This is a genomic window from Methylosinus sp. DMC45 (assembly GCF_056313885.1).
Map to the genome: position 1 here is coordinate 1 of NZ_JBQUZK010000015.1, position 19956 is coordinate 19956.

Genomic DNA, 19956 nt, shown 5'->3' on the forward strand with positions numbered 1-19956 from the left:
CTGACAGTCTGGGCCATGAGCCCAGACTCGCACGCCGAGCCGCAATTGTGAATCCTATGTCGGTGTCAGCGCACTAGCGCGGTCCGCAATCGGCGCGCTCCAGTTGATCTCGATGCGCGGTCTCCGACGCTGAAGAGCTAACAGTCTTCGTCTTCCAGCCCGGAATCCGTATCGACTTGCAATCGTCTCTGGCGTCACGGCGGGATTGATAGACCGCCGCCCACGCCCTCAAATTAGGAGACTACCTTGATCGGGAGGTCGGGAGCGAGTGCCGGTTTACCAGGGATTCGCCCGATGCTCACCCGGTCTCGCGCAAGTAGGCCGCGAGCTGATCGGCTCCCAGCGGGTGGCCGATCACAATTTTTGGTAGCAGACTCGCGAACGTCGGCTTCTGGCGCCAGTTCCCCGTTCCCGACCGCGAAGGAGGAAGTGTGTCGCATCGGCTGGGGGAATTTCACACCCGAGCGCACCGACGCGGCGCGGGCAATCTGGAGGGCAGAATAATCGATGTGGCCGTAGTTGAGCAGCCGCCGCACCTCGGGCGGGAAGCTGTCGAAGGCGGCCCTCTCTACCGATGACGTCGACGCCGCCGAAGATCGCGCCATTGGTCATCGGATCGAGCCTCGGACGTCAGCCGGATTGCAGTGCGGACACGGAACGCCGTCGCGCACTTCGGAAGCGCTCTCACACACCAGCCAATCCGTCTCGCGCCCGCAACGCTTGCAGCGAAAGCGAGCGACATGGCTGTCGCAAACGCCGAGGCCCGCGTCGACGACAGGGGCCAGAACGCGCTGCGGCGCGAGCCTGGCCTGCCCTCGTTCGCTGTCATGGCCGCCTGCAGCTCATCGGATGCGCCCCTATTTTCCGCCAGCCTTGGTCTGCACGGCGACCTTGGTGAAATTCGCTTTTTTCAAAATCCCGGCGACGTCGATGAAGCTCTGCAAGGCGACAGCGCGGTCGGCGCGAACGAGAAAGGCGGTCTCCGGCGGCAGGCCTGTCAGCTCATCCTTCGTCGTCGCGCGACCGTCGAGATAGACGCTCCTGTCGGCGATGATCTCTATCGTCTTGTCCTTCTGCTTCTCGACCTTCGCCTGCGTGGCCTGCAGCAGCGACACAGGAATGCGCCCCGTCGCGATGAAATTCGCCGTCGTCAGCACCATTGTGAGCGGCGCCGGCATCACATCGACGAGCAGAATGACATTGAGCGTCTCGAAAGGCTTCTCATCCACAGACGCATGCGAACGCCGTGCAGCCGACCGTCTATTTATTTTTCGGCCTTGGCCGACACCGCCTCAGGATTTTGCTGACGCATTTTGGATGAGAACATCGTTACGACACTGGTGCGCGTGTCGCGGCCGATGACCATCCGCTGCGGCCGGATCTCCACCACAGTCCAACTTTCGACCTGCTCGCCTTGCCGCAGAATACGGATTTTGGCTGTAGGACTCGTGCGGACGAAAGCGCGTGGACCTTGGTCATCCGCCAAGACGCCGACCAGCACCAAAGGAGGCGGGTCCGGCGGAGGCGCCGGCGGCGGCTCCCGATGCACGACGGCGGGGGGTGATGGAGGCGGACGCCGCGTCGCCGAGAAAAGCGGCCGCCGTAGCGTCTCGGCGAAATTCTTCAGTTCGAGACGCGCGAGCGGATTGAGCTTGGCGCGCTCGTCGAGCTGCTCGGAGTTGGCGACGCTCCCCACCGAGACAAGAAGGATTATGGATAAACGCCACGCTTTCATGTGCGAATTCTGCGCCAGAGGGCTTTGAGATCCAAGGTGACGCGCAAAAGCGGCAGCTCCGCCGCGCCTCGAGCGCCGCGTTGCGGCGAAACGACGAATGCGTCGACGAATACATAGGGAGCCCCTGTCTCCAGCTCGTACAGCATCGCCTGCAAAGCCGACAGCTCCATGTCGAACATCACCCTGAGTCGTATGACGTCGGGGACGTCGTCGCGCGTCGCCGGCTGCGTCGTGGAAGACGCGACGCTGGCGCGCCTCGCGGTGACGAGCCGGGTGACATGCGCCTGCAACAGGGCGCTCGCCTGCCCTTCGGTCGGCGCCGCTAGAAAGGCCGCCTCCGGCGCGATCGTGGCGTGCGTCCCACCCGGCCCGCTTCGGCGCCGTGCCGCCTCCACCTGCGCAAGGATGTTACGCCGCTGGGCGGCCTCTTCCGCGGCGTCGTTCCAGGCATGAATCGAGACGGCCGCCGCTGCGCTGCAAAGGAGAAAGAGCAGCGCGAGCCCGCCGAGCGCGAGGCTCTGTTCGCGATCGAGCTCGAACTCGAAGTCGATGGACACGCTCACTTTCCCTTCTTCGTCGCGCCCGCAGCGAGATTGGCCTCTATGCCGAAGCGGAACCGCCTGCCGTCGGAGGCGCGCGTCGTCGGGGCGGAGAAATGCGCATCGAAGAAGCGGCCGGTTTTCTCGAGGGCGTCGATGAGCGGCGGCGCGTCGGCGGCGAGTCCTGAAATGCGCAGCTTGCCCCCCTCCACGGAAAGGCTTTCCAGATAGGCGTCGTCGGGAATAGCGCGAGACAATGCGTCGACGAGCGCGACGACGGGCGTCGACGCCTCTTTCCAAATCCAGGCGCGCTCGGGGGGAGGCAGCGCCTGGATCGCACTCGGATTTTTGGCGGCGTCGGCGCGTTTTTGGAGCGCGTGCGTGCGAGCCGTGAGCGATTCCGTCTCCTCCTGCAGCGCGTTCGCGACGATCGAGCCCGCCACGACGATCAGCATGCAAACCGCGACGTAGGCGGCGACGCCGCCGCCGATAAAAAGACGCAGGCGCCGACGCGACGCCGCGTCGCCTTGCGACGCGCCATTCGACCAGAAGGCGACAGGCTCCTCCCCGGCGTGCGGAGCGCTCTCGACTCGATCGACATTCAGGCCCATTTCGGCGAGCTCGGCCCGCACGGCGTCGACATCGGCCCTCCTCACGATCAGCACCCGCACGGCCAGTCGGCTCGCATCCGCCAGCGGCGTCGCCGCGTGGCCGTAGAGAATCTGACCGAGCGGCCACGGCGAGAGACGATCGAGCTGGTTGGCGATGACGCCGGCAAGAAAATCTCGTGCTTGCGCCGGCAACCCCAGGGTACGCGTGATGGTCTTGTCGCGCGGCCATTCGAGCACGAGGAAGCCGTCGGTCGCGCGTCGCAGAACCTCGTCCGGCGGCCTGTGGCCGACCGTCACGGCGGCGACGAGCGATGCGTCGGGACCAGCGCCGGCGCGAATCGAAACCTGTCCCTCGGAGCGCGTGACACGCAACATATGGCGATTGCGCCGCATTTCACCGACGCGCAGGACGACGCCACATAGGACATCCAGCCAGCGGACGAGAAGATCGAAGCGCGGCATTCATTCTCTCCGGGAATAGGCCTCGGCATAGGCCGTGGGCCGAGGCGATTGCCGAAAAGCAAGAATACGAAATGGCTCGCCGTCTTTCGGCAGCGCGACGATGATCGCCTCGGCCTCGGAGGAAAAGCCGTCGGCGAGCGCGACGGCGATTTCCAGCCGAGCGACGTTATGGCCTGCGGATTTGGCATAGCGCGCCGCGGGGCCGAGAATTTGTTCGATCTCCGCCGCGTCGAGCCGCGCGGTCGCGCGCGCCGCCAGCAGCCGCTCGACGCGCGCCTCTGTCATTTGCGGCAACAAGCGCAACACTTCTGCCGAGGCCGTCGCAGCGTTCACCGTCTCCTCGCCGAAGACGGTGACGAAAGGCGCGACGAGTGTCGCATATTCGGCGGGAACAGTGGGAATCTGCGCCAACTGATCGACATTGGAAAATGTCCGCTCGAAATGGCGCGTTTCGGCAGTTTCGGGCTTTTGCGCCGGCTTCGGCGCCGGGGACGCATCGGTCGGGTCCCGCCAGCGCACGATGGCGCGCGCCACCGTTCCGGCGTCCTCCACGCCGAGACCGGCGAACAGAGACGTGAGCGTTTCGACGGGCGCCTTGTTGATGTCGATCCGGCCGAGTTCATCGCTCATTCGGACGCGCCCCTCCCCGCTTCGCAACGAAAAACGCGTCTCCACCGGGAGCAGAGGCCAGCGGTTATATTTGAGCAGCAGATCGCCACCGACCTCGACGCCTGCGCCGATCAGCGCCTCGGCCTGAACGCGGTCGCGATCGATCGCAAGCAGTCCCGCGAAGCTGCGCAAGCTCGTCGAGGCCGCCATGGCGAGCGCCGAGAGCAGCGCGATCATCCACAGAACGGCGACGAGGACGACGCCGCTGCGCGATCGAAGACAGCGAGCGTTCTTCACGTCGGCGTTCGCCGCGGCGGCGCCTCCGGCTCTCTTCCCCTGGCGGGAAGACATTTCGAATCCGCGCTCGCGCAGGCGGCCGGCGCGTCGGCGCGCAGAACGAACTCGGCGCCCGGAACGAGCCGTTCTCCCGTGTCCTTGTCCCGCAGATCGAGGCGAACGAGGCGCGGCAGTTCGGTCTCGCCGCGCCAGTCGGCGCTCCAGCTCGTAGCCCCTTGCTCGACGCGCCCATAGGCGAAGGATATGTCGAAACGCCCCTCGAGCAGAACGACGACGTCTCGCGCCGGCCCGTCGTCGAGGCCGACGCGCGGCCCGAGCCACGGCGTGCGACGCCGGACGAGACGCGCGCCGTCTTCGCCCATGGACTCGACCGAAAGAGTGACGATCTCTTCCCGCGCCGCCCGCGCGCCGACCGCGCTCGACGTCACGAAGACGAGCCTTTCGGCGGCGCCATCGAATGCAACCAGAGCCGGCGGCTCCTCCGGCGTCTTGCCCGGCGCGGCGCCGGGCGCAGGGGCGATGCGCGTCGCCGCGCCGGTCGGCGTCAACGTCGCATAGCTCGCTGCGCCGAAATCGCGGGCGAGACGCTCCATGGCGAGGGCGAAACGTTCGGCGTCATCGACGCCGCGCGCCCCATGGTCGAAATGGAAGACGACATGGTGGGTCAGCGTGGCTGCGCCGACGATGATCGACGTGGTCACCGCGAGCGCGGCCAGAGTCTCGACGAGAGTGAAACCTCCGCGCCGTCCTTTGTCCGCACGAGCTTCCAAGGCCTTCCTCCCGAATACGCCTAGTGAACGAGCGCGAGACGGATCGTCTCCGCCGCGACCGACTGACCGCCCCAAGCGACGCGCGCCTCGACGCGGTAGGCCGACCATTTGCGTGCGTCGGCTCCGTCTTTGTCCTTCGCCGCCGACGCGTCTTCAAACACGGGCGCCTCGAGAGAGATCGGCTCGACGGTGACGCGCCAGCGAAAGCCGCCGGTTTCGCCTTCCCGCGCATCGAGCGATCCGGCGCGATCGAAAGGCCCTTCGATGAGCGAGCGCAGCAGCGCATCGGCGGCGACGCGCCCTTTGCCTTTGACGAGCGCGCCGCGCGCGTGCAAAAGCTGCGGGCCGATCGCGGCGGCGAAGGCCGTCAGAATGGCGAGCGCCACCAGCGCCTCGATGAGCGTGAATCCCGCCCGGCGTGAGACTCGGTCACGGCGCATCGACCGAGACCTTTCCGCTGAACCAGTCGACGCGCACGTCATAGCGCGCGCCCTCCCGCACGAAAGCGAGAATGGCGCCGGTGGAGGCGCCGTCAGGCTCGAAGCGCGCCACCGCCCGCAAGGCGCCATTCGCCCCATCCGCAGCAAGAAGGTCGAGCGTGACATCCTGCGGCACCACGACCTTACCCCCGCTCTCCCCGACCAGCAGCCGCGCCGAGACGTCGAGGGCGACGTGGCGAGGACGGCCGCTCAACATGGCTCCGAGCTGCTCGCGCCTGAGCAACGCCGCAGCTTCGAGCGCGACCGCCTTCAATTTCGAGCGGCCGGAGCCGAAGGTCCATGCGAGGGCGAGACCAGAGACGAGAGCGACGATCATCATCACGGCCATCGTTTCCACGAGAGTGAAGCCCGCCCGATCGATGAGAGGCCGCGGCCTCTCGGCGCTTTCCCACCCGCTTCGAAACAAAGGCTTCGCGCGCTTCTCGGCGTGAACGCGAGACTCCCGGCCTTCTCCGCGACAATCGTGGCGATCAGCGCTCGACATTGGAAATATCCGCCGCTGCGCCGACGCCGCCCTCTTGTCCATCCGAACCGAGCGAGCTGATTTCGTAAGGCGGCGCATGATCGACGGGGAAGCGGTAGATATAGGGCTTTCCCCATGGATCATTGGGCAGCCGCCCGCCTTTCACATAGGGCCCGTTCCAGATGTCCACGCCGCTCGGGCGTTCCACCAGCGCGGCGAGCCCTTCGGAGGAGGAGGGATAGCGGCCCGCGTCTATGAAGAAGAGGTCGAGGGCCGAGGCGAAGCTCTCGATTTGCAGATGCGCCGTCTTTACGCGCGATTCGCCCAGATAGTTCAACACACGCGGACCGACGAGGCCGATGATCAGGCTGATGATGGTCAGGACGACCAACATCTCCACCAGAGTGTAACCGGCCCTCCCGCTGCGTGACGGACGACGGCGGCCGAGGCTCGGCGGGAGGGCGTTTGTCATTTGGCGAGGTCCGTTATGCTGAGGAGGGCGCTCATGATCGAGACGACGAGGGCCCCGACGAGGATGCTGACGACGATGATAGCTGCCGGACCGATCGCTCCCATGAGCCGATCGAGGCCGGCGCCGAGCCGTTGTTCGTAGAATTGGGTCGCATGCGCGGCGATCGCGGGCAGGTCCCCGGTTTCCTCCCCGATGCGCAGCATGCGCACGGCGAGCGGCGGCAGCAGCGCTGTCTCGGCGAGAGCCTCGGCGAAGCGGCGCCCGCTGCGCACCTGCTCATGAATCCTGTCGATCGCCGCGGCGGCCTGCGGCTCGACGACGATATCGCGCAGGATCTTCAGCGTCGTCGGCAAGGGCACGCCATTGCCGAGAAGGAGTCCCAGAGCGCCGATGACGCGCGTCGTGCGCCAATCCTGCATGGGGCCTGCGACGCCCGGAATGCGCGCGATAGCGGAGACGAGCGCGGCGCGCGCCTCCGGTCTCGAGAAGACGTAAAAGAGAAAGAGCGAGATCGCCGCGCACGCCGCGAGAAAAGGATAAAGGTTGGCGTGCAGCCAGGCGGACACCTCCAGAACGAAGGCGATTCCACCATTGAGGCGATCGCCGAGGTCGTGAAACACGGGCTCGAATTGCGGCACGACATACAGAAGAAAGAAGAAGAGAATTAGCAGCGCCGCCCCTATGAGAAACAAAGGATAGCGGATGGCCGAGCCGACCCGTTCCGAGAGCGCTTCACGCCGCACGCGATCCTCGACGATGGCCCCGAGCACGGCTTGCAGCTTGCCGGAGGCTTCGCCCGCGCGGGCCATGGCGACATAGGCCGGATCGACGATGTCGGGGCGCCGCTCCAGCGCTTCGGCGAAACTGTCGCCCGAGGAGATCATCGATCGCAACCCGGTCGCAAAGCGCTGAATCGGCTTGGTCGCATCCTCCGCGAGAGTCTGCAACGCCGCGTCCAGCGTGAGGCCGGCGCCGACGAGCAGCGCCAATTGCCTGAGAAAAATGGTGACGTCGCGCGCGGGTGGGCGCATGCCGCCGGCTCCCCCGCCAATGACCTTTTTCGAAGCGACCTCTGCGTCTATCGGCAGATGGCCGAGATATTCGATGCGGCGCAGCACCTCTTCGCGCGTCGCCGCTTCGACCTCGCCGGAGACCATTTCTCCTGCCTGCGTCACTGCGCGATAGCGAAACTGGGGCATGATTTCACAAGCTCATGGTGACGCGGAAAATCTCGTCGATTGTCGTGAGGCCAGAGCGGCATTTGGCGACTCCGTCGTCCGTCATCGACGTCATGCCTTCGCGCTTCGCGACCTTTTCTAATTCATGCGCGTCCACCTTCGGCCCGATGGCCTCGCGAAGCGCGGCGGACGCTTCGATGACCTCGAAGACGCCTTTGCGTCCGCGAAATCCGGTGAAATTGCACCATTCGCACCCCTTGGGGCGATACAAAGTCTCGCCTTCCACGAAGCCGAGCGAGGCGTAGCGCGCGTCGGCCGCGAGATCGTTGCACGTCAGCTCATGGGATTGTTTGCAATCCTGGCACAAAATGCGAACGAGGCGCTGGCCGACGACGGCCCGAACGCAGGAAGCGAGCAGAAAGCTCTCGACGCCCATATCGATAAGACGCGTGATCGCGCCCGCGGCCGTATTCGTGTGCAAAGTCGTCAGCACGAGATGACCGGTGAGCGCCGCATGGACGCCTATATGGGCGGTTTCCGCATCACGCATCTCGCCGACCATGATCACGTCCGGGTCCTGGCGCAGAAAAGAGCGCAGCGCCGCCGCGAAAGTGAGGCCGATGCCCGGATGGACCTGCACCTGGTTGACGCCGGGAATTTGATATTCGACCGGATCCTCGACGGTCAGAATCTTTCGTGTCGGCTCATTAATCTCGGAGAGCGAAGCGGCGAGCGTCGTCGTCTTTCCAGAGCCGGTCGGCCCGGTGACGATGATCATGCCGAAAGGCGCTTGCAGCGTTTGCCGTAAAATTCCTCCGTCGCGCTCCGATAGGCCGAGTTCGTCGAGGGCGACCACCCCTGCCCCTTTGCGCAGCAGACGCACCACCGCTCCCTCGCCGTAGAGATTGGGAGAGGTCGCGACGCGCAGATCGATTTCCGCGCCGCCGATAGTGATGCGCGCCCGCCCGTCCTGGGGAAGCCGGCGCTCGGTGATGTTCAGCCCGGCCATGATCTTGAGGCGCGAGAGCAGACCCTTGGCCATGCTGGCCGGCGGCGCAGGCGCCGGCTTCAATAGTCCGTCCACTCGAATTCGCACCTGCAAGGCGCCAGCGAAAGGCTCGATGTGAAGGTCGGTCGCGCGCTGCTCGACCGCGAGACGAAGCAGATCGTCGAGCGCCCGCACGACAGGCGCTCCGCGCGCGAGATCGCGAAGATCATCGAGATCGTCGGAAGCTGCTTCGGCATGTGTCGCCTGCGCGGGCTCCGACGTCGCGTGATCCTGTATCGAGCCGAGCGCCGCGTCGATCTCCTCCGCCATCGCGACGACGATGCTCGCGCTGCGTCCGAGCGCGATCTCCACAGCGGAGCGTATTTCCTCGTCGAGCGGAGCGGCGACGGCGAGCGCCAGCTCATCGTCGTCTATAAAAGGAAACAGGCGCGCGTCCTTGAGAAAGCGCGGCGACAGCGGCGCGCCGCCAAACGTCAGGCCGGCAAGTCCGCCACGCGCGACGCGCTTGCAGGAATAGAATTCAGCGAGCGCGTCGGCGAAGGCGGACGCCGATAGTTTTGTCGCGCTCACCCAGTCGAATTCGGCGCCGGCGTCGCCGCCATTGGCGCGCCACGCAGCGTCCAGCGCGTTGGCTTCACTCAGCCCGCCTTTGCTGACGAGATATTCGAAAAACGCCTCGCGAGACATCGGACACACATCATCGAGGAATGCGACATTCTTGCTTTCGTATATTTTTTATTTATATAGCGCTGCAGCCGACATGCAAGTGAATTTGAGGCGCGAATCTTGCAAATGCCTGCTTTTGATCCACAAACATCGCGGCCTCGCTTTGATATGTAAGCGGTCTATAGAATTGTATCGGAGTGCGTGGAGTGGCCTGTAAGTTTTGGCATCGGACGTATCGGCTCCCCTCGGGCTCGCCGATCAAATGGACGCTCCTGGTCTTGGCGTTCGCAACGACCTTGCAGGGATGCTCGTCATCCGAGCAATTGCTGGGGATCGGCCCCGGAGACAGCGTCGACGCTGCACGAACCAAAGACTTCTCCGCCTATTTCCCGACGACGAACACCGGGCGCTCGAGCCTCGACAGGCGAGCCGGGCAGCCCCTTCTCTTTCCCGGTGCGCCGGACGCTTCGCCGAAGCGCTCTCCCGGCGAAGCGTCGCCGGCCCCGCCCGGCGTAACGTCGCGCGGTGGAGACATCGAGATCAATTTCGATCAGATCGAGATTCAGGCGGTCGCCAAAGCCTTGCTCGGCGACACGCTCGGTCTGGACTTCAGCATCGACCCTCGCGTCCATGGCGCGATCACCATCGTCTCCGCAGGCCCTATTGCCCGCAAGGATGTTTTGCCGACATTCGAAAACGTGATTCGTATGTCGAACGCCGCAATCCTTCATGATGGCCGGCTCCTCCGCATCGTTCCTTTGGCGGAGGCGAATGGCGCGGGCTCGGTGACGCTCGGGGCTGGCCAGCCGGGATTTGGCGTCACCATCATCCCCCTCCGCTACACGTCCGCCACGATGCTCGCCAAAACGGCGGAGAATTTTCTCGCGCGCGGCGGCGCAATCCGCGCCGACACGGCCCGCAATTTCATTATGGTCCAGGGGACTTCGAGCGAGCGTCGAGCCGTTGTCGATATGGTCTCCAGTTTCGACGTCGAATGGCTACGCAACCGATCCGTTGGCATCTATCCGCTGAAGTCCGTCTCTCCCGACAATATCGTTCGTGAGCTCGAACGCATATTCGACACGGGCGAAAGTGGACAAGGAGCCGGCACGATCTCGTTTCAGCCCATGGCGAGGATGAACGCCGTCCTCATCGTGACCCGCAGTCCGAAGCTGCTCGAGCGGGCGACGCTCTGGCTGCATCGCCTCGATCGCTCCGATATGAGTGGATCGACTGTGCGCGTCTACCAGCTCGCCAATGGCAATGCGACGCGGGTCGCGAAGATATTGAACGAGATTTTCGTCGGCAAAGGCGCTGGTTCGGCGACGGATTCGGCGGCAACCCAACTTGCGCCAGGAACCAGCGCCGCGCAATCCAAGCTCGATCAGCTTTCGACCGGCAGCAGCTTCGGGGGAGGCGGCGGCGCATCGGCGAACGGAACGCAGGGCGGAGCGAACGGTCAACAGAACGGCTCCGCCGCCGGAGCGAACAATGGCAGTCAGATCGCCTCGGCTTTCGGCAGTTTCGCCGAACAAAAGAACGCTGAGGTCGAGGCGAAGGGCGATGGCGTCGGCTCCTCCGGCACGCTTCCGAAAGGAGTGTTCCAGAATGTGCGCATAACCGCCGACAGCGCCAACAACTCGATCATCGTCTTCTCGAACCAGGACGATTATCTCGTGATCGAACGATCCTTGCGGGCGCTCGACAAGCCGCAGATGCAGGTCTCGATCGAGGCGACCGTCGCCGAAGTCACACTGAACGACGATCTTCAATATGGCGTGCAATATTATCTTGGAAACGCTTCGAGAGCCAACGGCTCGTTGACCAACGGAACGACCGCCGCGGCGGCTACGTCATCGAGCTCCTCCTCTTCGAACTCCACGGTCGACGCCGTATCGAACCTCGTCCTCCAGAGGGTGCTGCCCGGGTTCAATCTTCTGCTGGGGCCGGAAGCGCAGCCACATGTGGTGCTGAATGCGCTGACGACGTTGACCAGCGTCAAAGTGCTGTCCTCGCCATCGCTCGTCGTCTCGGATAATCAGCCGGCGCTGCTGCAAGTCGGCCAGGAGGTGCCGATTTCCACAGGGTCGGCGACGGTGCTGTCGACATCAAACACCGTCGTCAACACGATTCAGATGCGCGATACCGGCGTCATTCTGAAAGTGTGGCCACACGTGCACGCCAATGGCGTCGTGCAGCTCGAGGTCGAGCAGGAGATTTCCAATCCGGTGAATTCGAGCCTCACTCCGACGATCTCTCAGCGACGCGTGCATTCGACGGTCTCGGTCGCGAGCGGACAGACTGTTCTGCTCGGCGGACTCATCAGCGAGCAAGAGAACAACACCAAGGACGGCATTCCGGGCCTTCGGCATCTCGCCTATCTCGGCGATCTGTTCGGCAGCACGACCCGGAACAAAGACCGCTCTGAGATCATCATCTTTATCAAGCCGCGTATCATCCGCGATTCGCTGGACGCACAGGGCGTCGCGGAAGAATTCCGGTCCCGCCTCGACATGATCCGCAGCGCGCCTATGGTTGTGACGGGGGCCGACACGCCGAAGATTCGGAAGTGAGTCTTGCGCCGTGTGTCGAACGAACCAGATCGACTGTTTTCGAATTGCGGTTTCCGTATCGAGCGCCGATTAGACAAATATCGGCTAACTTCGACGACATTTTTTTAAAGGCGTCCGCTCAGCTCAGCGCCGGAATCGAAAAAGGTTTTTCATGGCCAATAATTTTGCCGACAGCCAGGCGAAGAACGTAACTCTGTAATTCCTCCCGAGCCGGCTCATGCTCGGAAATTTGGTGCGGGAGGCGAATCCACGCCGTATGGATAGCCGTATGCGCCGCCGCAACCGATATCGGTTGCGGCGGCGCAAATAACTATATCCACGAATTTAGGTCGCACCGCTGAGATCGAGAGGTCGGCGATATCCTGACGAATTCGTAAAATTCGTCATCGCCGCCATAGCGCCTTCACGGCGTCGGGATCGTGTAGCAGTAGGAAAGGATGATGTTCTGCGCATCCGTGCTGCTCAAGAAGCTCACAAAATCATCCAGAAGATTTGATTCCGCAGTCGTGCGGGTCGTTCGATTGATCTTGACCGCTTTCTGAATGATGTCGCTGTAGCCCGAGTTATAAGGGTAAGCTCCGTTCGAGCCGCCGTTGGTATAGGTTTTCGTGTTGGTGTTCGGGTCGTAGGTGCAGACCTGCGACGCCGCCACGAATCCATAGGCATATGTCCCATTTTGGACCGCAGTGAATGTCGTGCCAATCGTGCTCGCCGTATGAACATAGCCTCCCGGGATCGTGGAGCTGTAGTACCAGGGAGACCCACTCATCAACTGTTGGGCCGCAGTGCCGTAGGGCGCCGTGGAGGGATCGGCGATCACGAAATTGGCGTTGAACGGATTGGGTAGCCCGCCGCTGACGTTCGTGCCGTTATTCGACCACAAGACCAGATAGCCTTGCGCATATTTCCAAGAATATTGAACCGGCGAGCTCGTGTAGGGCACAACCAACGTGTGATTGGGATAGTTGTAGTTCTCCACGGCTTCCGCATGCGATGCGTCCGCCGAAAAGAAAAGATCCGCCTGCCCGGTGCCGGTGTTCCCGAGACTGATGATATTGCTTTCCAAGGTCGCCGTCGCGCCCGAGGTCACTGTGAACGCCGCGGTGGCGTCGATCGTCGCCTGATATTTGGAGATCAATGCGCTCAGAGTGCCATTGAAGTTCGCAGCCGTGTAGATCGCTATCGTCGTCGCGTTGGCGGACGAATACGACGTCAGAACCGCCGCGAACACCGCAGATGTCAGCTTAGTAAACTTGGTTATCGACATGATCCAGTCCTTCTCTTGGCAAAACACCAGCCACGCCAAACAGGACGCCTCCTGGTTTGCGAGGTAAAATATAGAAGTTGTTATCTTGACATTCGTGGAGGCGCCCCTAGCCGAGGCCCGTCAATAAATAGAATTCACATGCCTTCGCCTGTCAAGACAATAAATATATAACTCGACAATATAACGATACGGCGACGCGCCGGCGACGCGCGGGGCTGTTGTGCTGGCGCAAACTCAGCTTCCTCGATCGTCGGCAAGAGTTCGGGGGCGACCGGCCGCGCAACTGGCGCGCCATGGGCGATAGGCGCCGAGCTGGGGATCGCGCGATCTTTCCGCGCCTCGCAGTCTAGACGCACTGCTCGAGCAGCAAATCGACGTCTTCGAGCCATCGCCGCCGCCGAGAATTCGAGGAATTGTTCGGTCGTCCAAATTTCCGCAACGTGCTCCGGCCCCACTGTTTGTTGCCGGCGCGCATGAGCTGGTTCGGCGAACTCAGCGAGGTAGCAGCTCGGGCTCCGCGGATAACGCTGGATCGAAAATATGGCCTGCGCCATGCCCGTTTCGGCGGGTCGTCGAAATGGGCATGGTCCGGGCCGCCGCCACGATGATCTCGCCATTCGTAGAGACGTGGAAATCCGTGATTAGGCGAGCGGCGCGACGCCGAGCCGACTCCCGAAGTTATAATATGGAGGGTGTTGTTTCCGCTCTATTTCAGGGCTGCTTTGCGACAAAAATAGGCTGATCTTCACATTTTTTGGCATTGCAAAAGCAGCGGACCGTAATGTAAATGCAATTAAGGTTACGCCCAAGCCGGTTGAAGATTCCTGAAAGCGCCACGAAGCGTCGGGACCGATGCTCGGAGACTGCTTGCATTCAATTCGGCTCGCATTGGGAACGAGGGGGATTTTATGCGCTTGAGCCGCGACTTGAGACCGAATATTGAAGCCCGCCTGCGCAATTCGGTCTCGCGACCCTCCCGACGTCCTGTCCTGCGGGGCGGCCTTTCCGCCACGACGGCGATCGCCGCCATCCTCGCCCTGCCGAGCTTCGCGCTCGCCAATCCAACCGGGGGCGTCGTCGTCGACGGCGCGGCGACCATCTCTTCCACGACCAACGTCACCAATGTGACGCAGTCGACCAATCGCGCAATCATCAATTGGCAGAGCTTCTCCATCGGCCTCGGTCAGACGGTCAATTTCCTTCAGCCTTCGGCGCTCGCCGTGACGCTCAACCGCGTCGTCGGCAATGAGCAGAGCATCATCGCCGGCACGCTCAACGCCAATGGCAAGGTGTTCATCATCAATTCCAATGGCATTATGTTCACCAAGGATGCCCAGGTGAATGTCGGCGGGCTGGTCGCCTCGACGCTGGATATCTCCAACTCCAATTTCATGGCCGGAAATTACATCTTCTCCGGCTCTTCCTCCGCCGCGGTCGTCAATAAGGGGACGATCAACGCCGCCGATGGCGGCTATGTCGCCCTGCTCGGCAAGACGGTTTCCAACGAAGGGACGATCAACGCCAAATTGGGAACAATCGCGCTCGCCTCCGGCGATGCGATCACGCTCAATTTCAGCGGCGATTCCCTGCTCGATGTGACGATCGACAAGGGAACCTATGACGCCCTCGTTGAGAACAAAGGGCTGATCCAGGCCGACGGCGGCAATGTGGTGTTGACCGCCAAGGCCGCCGACGCGGTTCTCTCAGCGCAGGTGAACAATAGCGGCGTCATCCAGGCGCGCACGCTCGCCGATCTGACCGGCGGCTCCTCATCCACGGGAAGCGTGAAGATCGGCAAGATCAAGCTGCTGGCTTCCGGCGGCACGACCAAGGTCTCCGGCACGCTGGACGCCTCCGCGCCCAATGGCGGCAAGGGCGGCACGATCGAGACCTCGGGCGACAAGGTGACGATCGCCGACAGCGCGGTCGTGACGACGACCTCCTCGACCGGCGACACGGGAACATGGATCATCGATCCGGACGGCTTCACCATCGGGACGAACGGCGACATCACGGGAACGCTGCTTGGCAGTCTGCTGGCGAGCAATAATATCACCCTGTCGTCGACGAGCGGCAGTGGCACGGATGGCAACATCAATGTCAACAGCGCGGTGAGCTGGTCCGGCAATACGATCCTGACGCTGAATGCGACGAACAGCATCAATATCAATGCCTCGATCACCGCGACGGGAACGACCGCCGGCCTCGTGCTGAATTACGGCAACTATGCGTCTGCGGGCAGCGCGACGTCAGGGACGAAATACAGCATTGCGAGCGGCGCCTCGGTGACGCTGAGCGGGGCCAGCGCGAGCCTGAATATCAATGGCAAGTCTTATACGCTCATTCACGACGCTAGCGGTCTCGCGGCCGTCAGCGGCTCTGGTTCTTACGCGCTCGCGCAGGATCTGGACTTGTCCGGCAAGACCTACTCGGCAGCAGTCATCAGTTCCCTCACGGGCACTCTGGCCGGACTTGGCCATGTCATTAATAATTTGACGATCAAGGACACCTCCGGCGGCGGATTTGATGGACTGATCGGAGTGCTCGGCTCATCCAGCATCACCACAGCTACTGTTCGCGATCTCGGGCTGACGAATGTCAATATTTCCGGCGCCGGGCCAATAGGCGGCCTGGCCGGCCGGAGTTATGGCTCGATCAGCAATGTCTATGTCACGGGCACTGTGTCAGGCGATAACAATGTCGGCGGCGTGGTTGGGATCAATCAGAGGGGCTCTATCACCAACTCCTATTTTAGCGGCAGCGTTTATGGCGCCGGCACTAGTATCGGCGGGCTTGCCGGCACTAATTTTGGCACGACAGCTACGATTTCTAACTCCTACGCGATCGGGACCGTCACCGCGACAGGCGTGAGTCTGAGTTCCATCGGAGGGCTGACGGGCTCCAATGGCGGCGCCATCACAAACTCCTACGCCAATGAAGTCGTGACGGTCACGCCCACCGCCAATGCGATCGGCACAATCACGCCGGCCAACTACATCGGTGGATTGGTTGGCTCCAATACGGGTTCGGTGTCCACTTCTTCCGCTGCAGGCACATTGAATGTCACGAGCGCCAATTACGTCGGTGGATTGATCGGCTGGAACAATGCCGGCACGGTCAAGGACGTCACATCTTCTACGAATGTGAATGTGACGTGGGCCACATCCGACAATGGCTCTGGTTATGGCGGGCTGATAGGATACAACACGGGAACCGTTACCGGCGGCGTGACCAGCGGCAATGTGACCGTGACGCTCGACAATGGCTTCAGCAGCTATGGCGTCTCCAGCGTCGGCGGCGGAATTGGCCTCAATGCCGGCAATGTCACGAGTCTTCAGTCCACCGGCGATGTGACCGCACCGAGTTCCAGTTGGGTCGGCGGACTGATCGGCTTCAACAGATCCGGCACTGTCACGAATTCCTCAGCGACAGGAAGCGTGGTCCAGCGTTCTGGACCGTCGGATTTGATCGGGAATAATCAGGGCAAAATCGTCAACAGCACATATCGCGACGCAAAGGCGGAGGCGCGCGCCGCCGCACAGGCCGCTGCGCAGCTCGCGCAGACGCGGCAATCGGCGTTCGCCGCGGGCAATGTGACCTCTAGCGCCGCCGTCGAGTCATCCGCGAAGCAGACAAAGCTCGCGGCGTCGACCACAGCGGGCAAGGATGCCGTCGCCTCTGCCGCCGCGCCCTCTATTAGCGACAGCATGCAAGGCGAAGAGCCGGCGACGACATCTGCGCCTGCCACTCGAGCGCGTCCACGCCATGTAGCCGCTGCAACGCCGGCGGCCTCGCATAAGCCGATCGCGCGCGGCGCGGGCTATGGCGCGCGTATTCGCAGCATCGACGTCGACGGCCAGCATTTCGATCTGGGTAATGGCGGCAAGAATTCCGCGCCCGCCCCGAAAGCCCAATAAGACGCACAGGACCAGAAAGGTCGATCCTCAAATGTATTTCCGCCGTCTGCTCCTCTCCTGCGCCGCCGCGCAAGTCCTCACTCTCGCCGCGCCGCAGGCCTTCGCGCAGAGCGTCCCCACGCCCGTGCTGCCCTACAATGTCGGCGCCGCCGTCCGCGAGGCCGATGACGCGCGCCAGGCGCCGCCGCCGCGCGAGAGAGCGGCGCCCGTGCTGCCGCAGCTCGCCGAGCCGCGCTTCACCCTCGCCAGCAAAGAAACGCTCCTCGTCAAGCATTTCGTCGTCGAAGGCCCGCTGCTCGTCGAAGAGTCCGAGCTGCGCGAAATCCTCGCGCCCTATGAAGGACGCAAGCTCACGCTCGGCGATATTTATGGCGCCGCCGACAAGGTCACTCTGCTCTATCGCGCCAAGGGCTATCTCGTCGCCAAGGCCTATGTGCCGGCACAGGACGCCCGCAACGGATCGTTGAAGATCAAGCTCGTTGTCGGCAAATATGGCAGCGTGCTGGTCAAGAACTCTTCCGCCGTCGACACGGGCTTTCTGCAAGGCGTCGTCGATACGGCGCTCGAGGACGAAGCGCTGATCCACAAGGACGCGCTCGAGCGCGCGCTGCTGCTCGTCTCCGATCTCCCCGGAGCCGGTGTGCCGCGCATCGTGGTCTCGCCCGGCAAGGCGCAGGAGACGTCGGACTTTCAATTCGCCGTGCCGGAAGGAAAGCGCATCGAAGGCTATCTGCTCGGCGATAATTTCGGCTCGCCCTACACGGGCCGCGATCGTCTGAACGGCGGCTTCAACATCAACTCGCCGCTCGGCTTCGGCGATCGTCTGTCGGGCTCCGCCATCGTCTCCGAGCGCGCCGCGCTCGCCAACGGCCGCGTCGCCTATTCCTTCCCGCTCGGGCCGGATGGGCTGCGTGCTGAGATCGGCGCCTATCGCACGACTTATGCGCTCGGCGGCGCCTATAAAGATCTCGACGCCACCGGCAGCGCCTATGCGCTCACCGCCACGCTGAGCTATGCGCTGATCCGCCAACGCGAAGAGAGCATCACGCTCTTTGCGAATTTCACGCACAAATGGCTGAACGACAAGATCGCCGACACATCGACCGCCAATCGCAACATCGCGCTCGGCACGCTCGGCGTGACGCGTGACACGGCTCAGGATTTCTTCGGCCTGCCGCTGGCGACGAGCTCGACGCTCTCCTTCACCTCCGGCTATGTGAATTATCTCGACGTCACGCAGAAGATTCAGAACCGCGCCGGCGCCGATACGGTCGGCAATTTCTACCGCATCAATCTCTCGGTGAATGCGACGATCGCGCTGGATGAGAAGTTCTCGCTGTCGACCTATCTACGCGCGCAAAAGGCGCTCTACGGCAATCTCGACACCAGCGAGCAATTCAGCCTCGGCGGCTTCTGGGGCGTGCGCTCCTTCGACGAAGGCCTCGCCGGCGACAGCGGCTATATCGTCACGCCCGAATTGAAATATGCGCTGCCACAGATCGAGAATTATCGTCATGCGCTGGGCGTCTTCACCGACATAGGCGGCGTCTGGCTGGAGAACGGCTCCTATACGACGACGCAGCGCAGCTATACCGGCGTGAACGATCTCGGCGTCGGCTATTACGCGACCTATGACATAGGCGGCGGCAGCCTCTTGGTGCTGAAGGCGCAAGCCGCGCATACTTACGGAACCAACAGCGGCGCGACGGCCTATGACCGCCACACCAAAGGGCTGGTGCAAGTCGGATTCACTTTCTGAGGGAGCGCGTCAGAGGACGAGACGAACGAGGCAAAAGCGGCGACTGCAAAAAGAGACAGAGTGAAGCGTGGCGTATCTCTTCAGTCATCATAGCCCGCAATTCGATCGGAGCTTCCTCGCCGCGAGTGAGCAAAAGCTCACTGACGCAATCCTCGCGGCGCTGCCCGGGTCAGTGACGCCGCGGCGCCTGACGAAAGTCGGCGTCATCGGCGCCGTCATCGCCGCGGCGGCGCTCATCGGTTGCCGCTGGTCGCCCGCGTGGCTGCCGGTCTTCGTTGTCGGAATAGCCCTCAATTGGCTTGGAATGGCGCTCGACGGGCCGCTCGCGCGAAGCCGCAACGAGACCAATCGGAAGCTCGAAGTCTTCGGCCAAACGAATGATCTCTTGTCACAAGTCCTGCTGATCGCGATGTTCGGCGCCTCGCCATTTCTATCGCTTCAATCGGCCTTCGTCATTCTGGTCTGCTATCTGCTGTTCTCGGCCTATAATTACGTTCGCACGATCGCGCATCATGCGCGGCCGATGGCCTATATCGGCCTCGGCCCGAGCGAGTTCCGCATCCTCATGGCGGCATGTCCCTTCGTGGCGCGGGTCTCGGGCGTCGACGAGATGGCGCACGACGGCCCGTCGCGGCTGGACACGGCGATCCTCATCCTCGCCGCCTTCGCAGTCATCGGCCTCGCCGCGAAGACTCTCGCGGACGCCCGGGAGCTCGCGGTTCGGGAGTGACAGCTTCTCTCATCTTAAGCAGCATCCAGTGCAGGTAGGACGCTCATCTGTGCAGCTCACACTGTGCTCGGGGATGAACGCTCAGAATGGCCGCAGAGAATTCACGGTCGCCGAATATGGCTCGGCCGGCGCCACATACGAACGCCGACGGTTCGCCCGAAGATGATGGACAATTCCAGTCGCGAGCGGACTTGCAATATGTTATAAATTTACATCGCGCGATAGATTGCAAATCGACCTGCGCCGAAGCCTCCGGTTCTTCCGATAATAGCCGTCATCGCGATCAGCGGATTGGTCGTCGCGACGCAATTGATCGGCGCCCCGGCGGATCGAATTTCTCCTCGGGAGATCGCGCGCCGCGTGTCGATCGCCGAAGCGCGCCTCCCCGTCGCCCTGCGG

Annotated in this window: 16 protein-coding genes; 4 read left to right on the forward strand and 12 right to left on the reverse strand. The window is 62.8% G+C overall.

Annotation, left to right across the window (positions count from 1 at the left end; genetic code table 11):
• Positions 1–857 precede the first annotated feature (857 nt).
• From ACT53T_RS04285 to ACT53T_RS04335, 11 genes are all read right to left on the reverse strand, one after another.
• Positions 858–1229, reverse strand: coding sequence for an ExbD/TolR family protein (locus ACT53T_RS04285; RefSeq protein ID WP_476160257.1), 372 nt, complete (start codon positions 1227–1229; stop codon positions 858–860).
• A gap of 35 nt (positions 1230–1264) precedes the next feature.
• On the reverse strand, positions 1265–1504 hold the full coding sequence (locus ACT53T_RS04290; RefSeq protein WP_476160258.1) for a hypothetical protein: 240 nt from the start codon (positions 1502–1504) through the stop codon (positions 1265–1267).
• A gap of 227 nt (positions 1505–1731) precedes the next feature.
• A complete protein-coding gene (gene gspM / locus ACT53T_RS04295) occupies positions 1732–2298 on the reverse strand; it encodes a type II secretion system protein GspM (RefSeq protein ID WP_476160259.1) in 567 nt (188 codons plus the stop codon).
• Positions 2295–3347, reverse strand: a complete 1053-nt coding sequence (locus ACT53T_RS04300; protein ID WP_476160260.1) for a PilN domain-containing protein — start codon at positions 3345–3347, stop codon at positions 2295–2297. The genes gspM and ACT53T_RS04300 overlap by 4 nt, the downstream gene beginning before the upstream one ends.
• Positions 3348–4253: a hypothetical protein gene (locus tag ACT53T_RS04305; protein ID WP_476160261.1), complete on the reverse strand. Its 906-nt coding sequence runs from the start codon at positions 4251–4253 to the stop codon at positions 3348–3350.
• Entirely contained in the window at positions 4250–5023 is a 774-nt protein-coding gene (locus ACT53T_RS04310) for a PulJ/GspJ family protein (protein ID WP_476160262.1), read from the reverse strand. Before ACT53T_RS04310 ends, ACT53T_RS04305 begins: the two co-directional genes overlap by 4 nt.
• A 20-nt stretch (positions 5024–5043) precedes the next feature.
• On the reverse strand, positions 5044–5463 hold the full coding sequence (locus tag ACT53T_RS04315; RefSeq protein WP_476160263.1) for a type II secretion system protein: 420 nt from the start codon (positions 5461–5463) through the stop codon (positions 5044–5046).
• Positions 5453–5929 carry a prepilin-type N-terminal cleavage/methylation domain-containing protein gene (locus ACT53T_RS04320; protein WP_476160264.1) on the reverse strand — a complete coding sequence of 159 codons (477 nt, stop codon included), beginning with the start codon at positions 5927–5929 and terminating at the stop codon, positions 5453–5455. Before ACT53T_RS04320 ends, ACT53T_RS04315 begins: the two co-directional genes overlap by 11 nt.
• 64 nt (positions 5930–5993) lie before the next feature.
• Positions 5994–6458 carry a type II secretion system major pseudopilin GspG gene (gene gspG, locus ACT53T_RS04325; RefSeq protein WP_476160265.1) on the reverse strand — a complete coding sequence of 155 codons (465 nt, stop codon included), beginning with the start codon at positions 6456–6458 and terminating at the stop codon, positions 5994–5996.
• On the reverse strand, positions 6455–7657 hold the full coding sequence (locus ACT53T_RS04330) for a type II secretion system F family protein (RefSeq protein ID WP_476160266.1): 1203 nt from the start codon (positions 7655–7657) through the stop codon (positions 6455–6457). Before ACT53T_RS04330 ends, gspG begins: the two co-directional genes overlap by 4 nt.
• 4 nt (positions 7658–7661) lie before the next feature.
• Positions 7662–9332 carry a GspE/PulE family protein gene (locus ACT53T_RS04335; RefSeq protein WP_476160267.1) on the reverse strand — a complete coding sequence of 557 codons (1671 nt, stop codon included), beginning with the start codon at positions 9330–9332 and terminating at the stop codon, positions 7662–7664.
• A 257-nt stretch (positions 9333–9589) separates the two neighbouring features.
• Between ACT53T_RS04335 and gspD the strand changes: the two genes are divergently transcribed.
• On the forward strand, positions 9590–11884 hold the full coding sequence (gene gspD, locus ACT53T_RS04340) for a type II secretion system secretin GspD (RefSeq protein ID WP_476160268.1): 2295 nt from the start codon (positions 9590–9592) through the stop codon (positions 11882–11884).
• 403 nt (positions 11885–12287) lie between these two features.
• Here gspD and ACT53T_RS04345 read toward each other — a convergent pair whose 3' ends face one another.
• The gene (locus ACT53T_RS04345; protein ID WP_476160269.1) at positions 12288–13151 is read right to left on the reverse strand and encodes a substrate-binding domain-containing protein; all 864 of its coding nucleotides are present in this window, start codon (positions 13149–13151) and stop codon (positions 12288–12290) included.
• Between the two features lie 908 nt (positions 13152–14059).
• Between ACT53T_RS04345 and ACT53T_RS04350 the strand changes: the two genes are divergently transcribed.
• The 3 genes from ACT53T_RS04350 to ACT53T_RS04360 all read left to right on the forward strand — a co-directional run bounded on the left by ACT53T_RS04350 (position 14060) and on the right by ACT53T_RS04360 (position 19557).
• A complete protein-coding gene (locus ACT53T_RS04350) occupies positions 14060–17068 on the forward strand; it encodes a beta strand repeat-containing protein (RefSeq protein ID WP_476160270.1) in 3009 nt (1002 codons plus the stop codon).
• Between the two features lie 31 nt (positions 17069–17099).
• Positions 17100–18827 carry a ShlB/FhaC/HecB family hemolysin secretion/activation protein gene (locus tag ACT53T_RS04355; protein WP_476160271.1) on the forward strand — a complete coding sequence of 576 codons (1728 nt, stop codon included), beginning with the start codon at positions 17100–17102 and terminating at the stop codon, positions 18825–18827.
• A 67-nt stretch (positions 18828–18894) separates the two neighbouring features.
• Positions 18895–19557 carry a CDP-alcohol phosphatidyltransferase family protein gene (locus ACT53T_RS04360; protein ID WP_476160272.1) on the forward strand — a complete coding sequence of 221 codons (663 nt, stop codon included), beginning with the start codon at positions 18895–18897 and terminating at the stop codon, positions 19555–19557.
• Positions 19558–19956: the final 399 nt, after the last annotated feature.

What these genes read in the sequence shown, in the direction of transcription:
- ACT53T_RS04300 (WP_476160260.1), bottom strand. Translation starts at nt 3,347, where the DNA reads ATGCCGCGCTTCGATCTTCTCGTCCGCTGGCTGGATGTCCTATGTGGC.
- ACT53T_RS04315 (WP_476160263.1), bottom strand. Translation starts at nt 5,463, where the DNA reads ATGCGCCGTGACCGAGTCTCACGCCGGGCGGGATTCACGCTCATCGAG.
- gspG (WP_476160265.1), bottom strand. Translation starts at nt 6,458, where the DNA reads ATGACAAACGCCCTCCCGCCGAGCCTCGGCCGCCGTCGTCCGTCACGC.
- ACT53T_RS04330 (WP_476160266.1), bottom strand. Translation starts at nt 7,657, where the DNA reads ATGCCCCAGTTTCGCTATCGCGCAGTGACGCAGGCAGGAGAAATGGTC.
- ACT53T_RS04335 (WP_476160267.1), bottom strand. Translation starts at nt 9,332, where the DNA reads ATGTCTCGCGAGGCGTTTTTCGAATATCTCGTCAGCAAAGGCGGGCTG.
- ACT53T_RS04345 (WP_476160269.1), bottom strand. Translation starts at nt 13,151, where the DNA reads ATGTCGATAACCAAGTTTACTAAGCTGACATCTGCGGTGTTCGCGGCG.
- ACT53T_RS04350 (WP_476160270.1), top strand. Translation starts at nt 14,060, where the DNA reads ATGCGCTTGAGCCGCGACTTGAGACCGAATATTGAAGCCCGCCTGCGC.
- ACT53T_RS04355 (WP_476160271.1), top strand. Translation starts at nt 17,100, where the DNA reads ATGTATTTCCGCCGTCTGCTCCTCTCCTGCGCCGCCGCGCAAGTCCTC.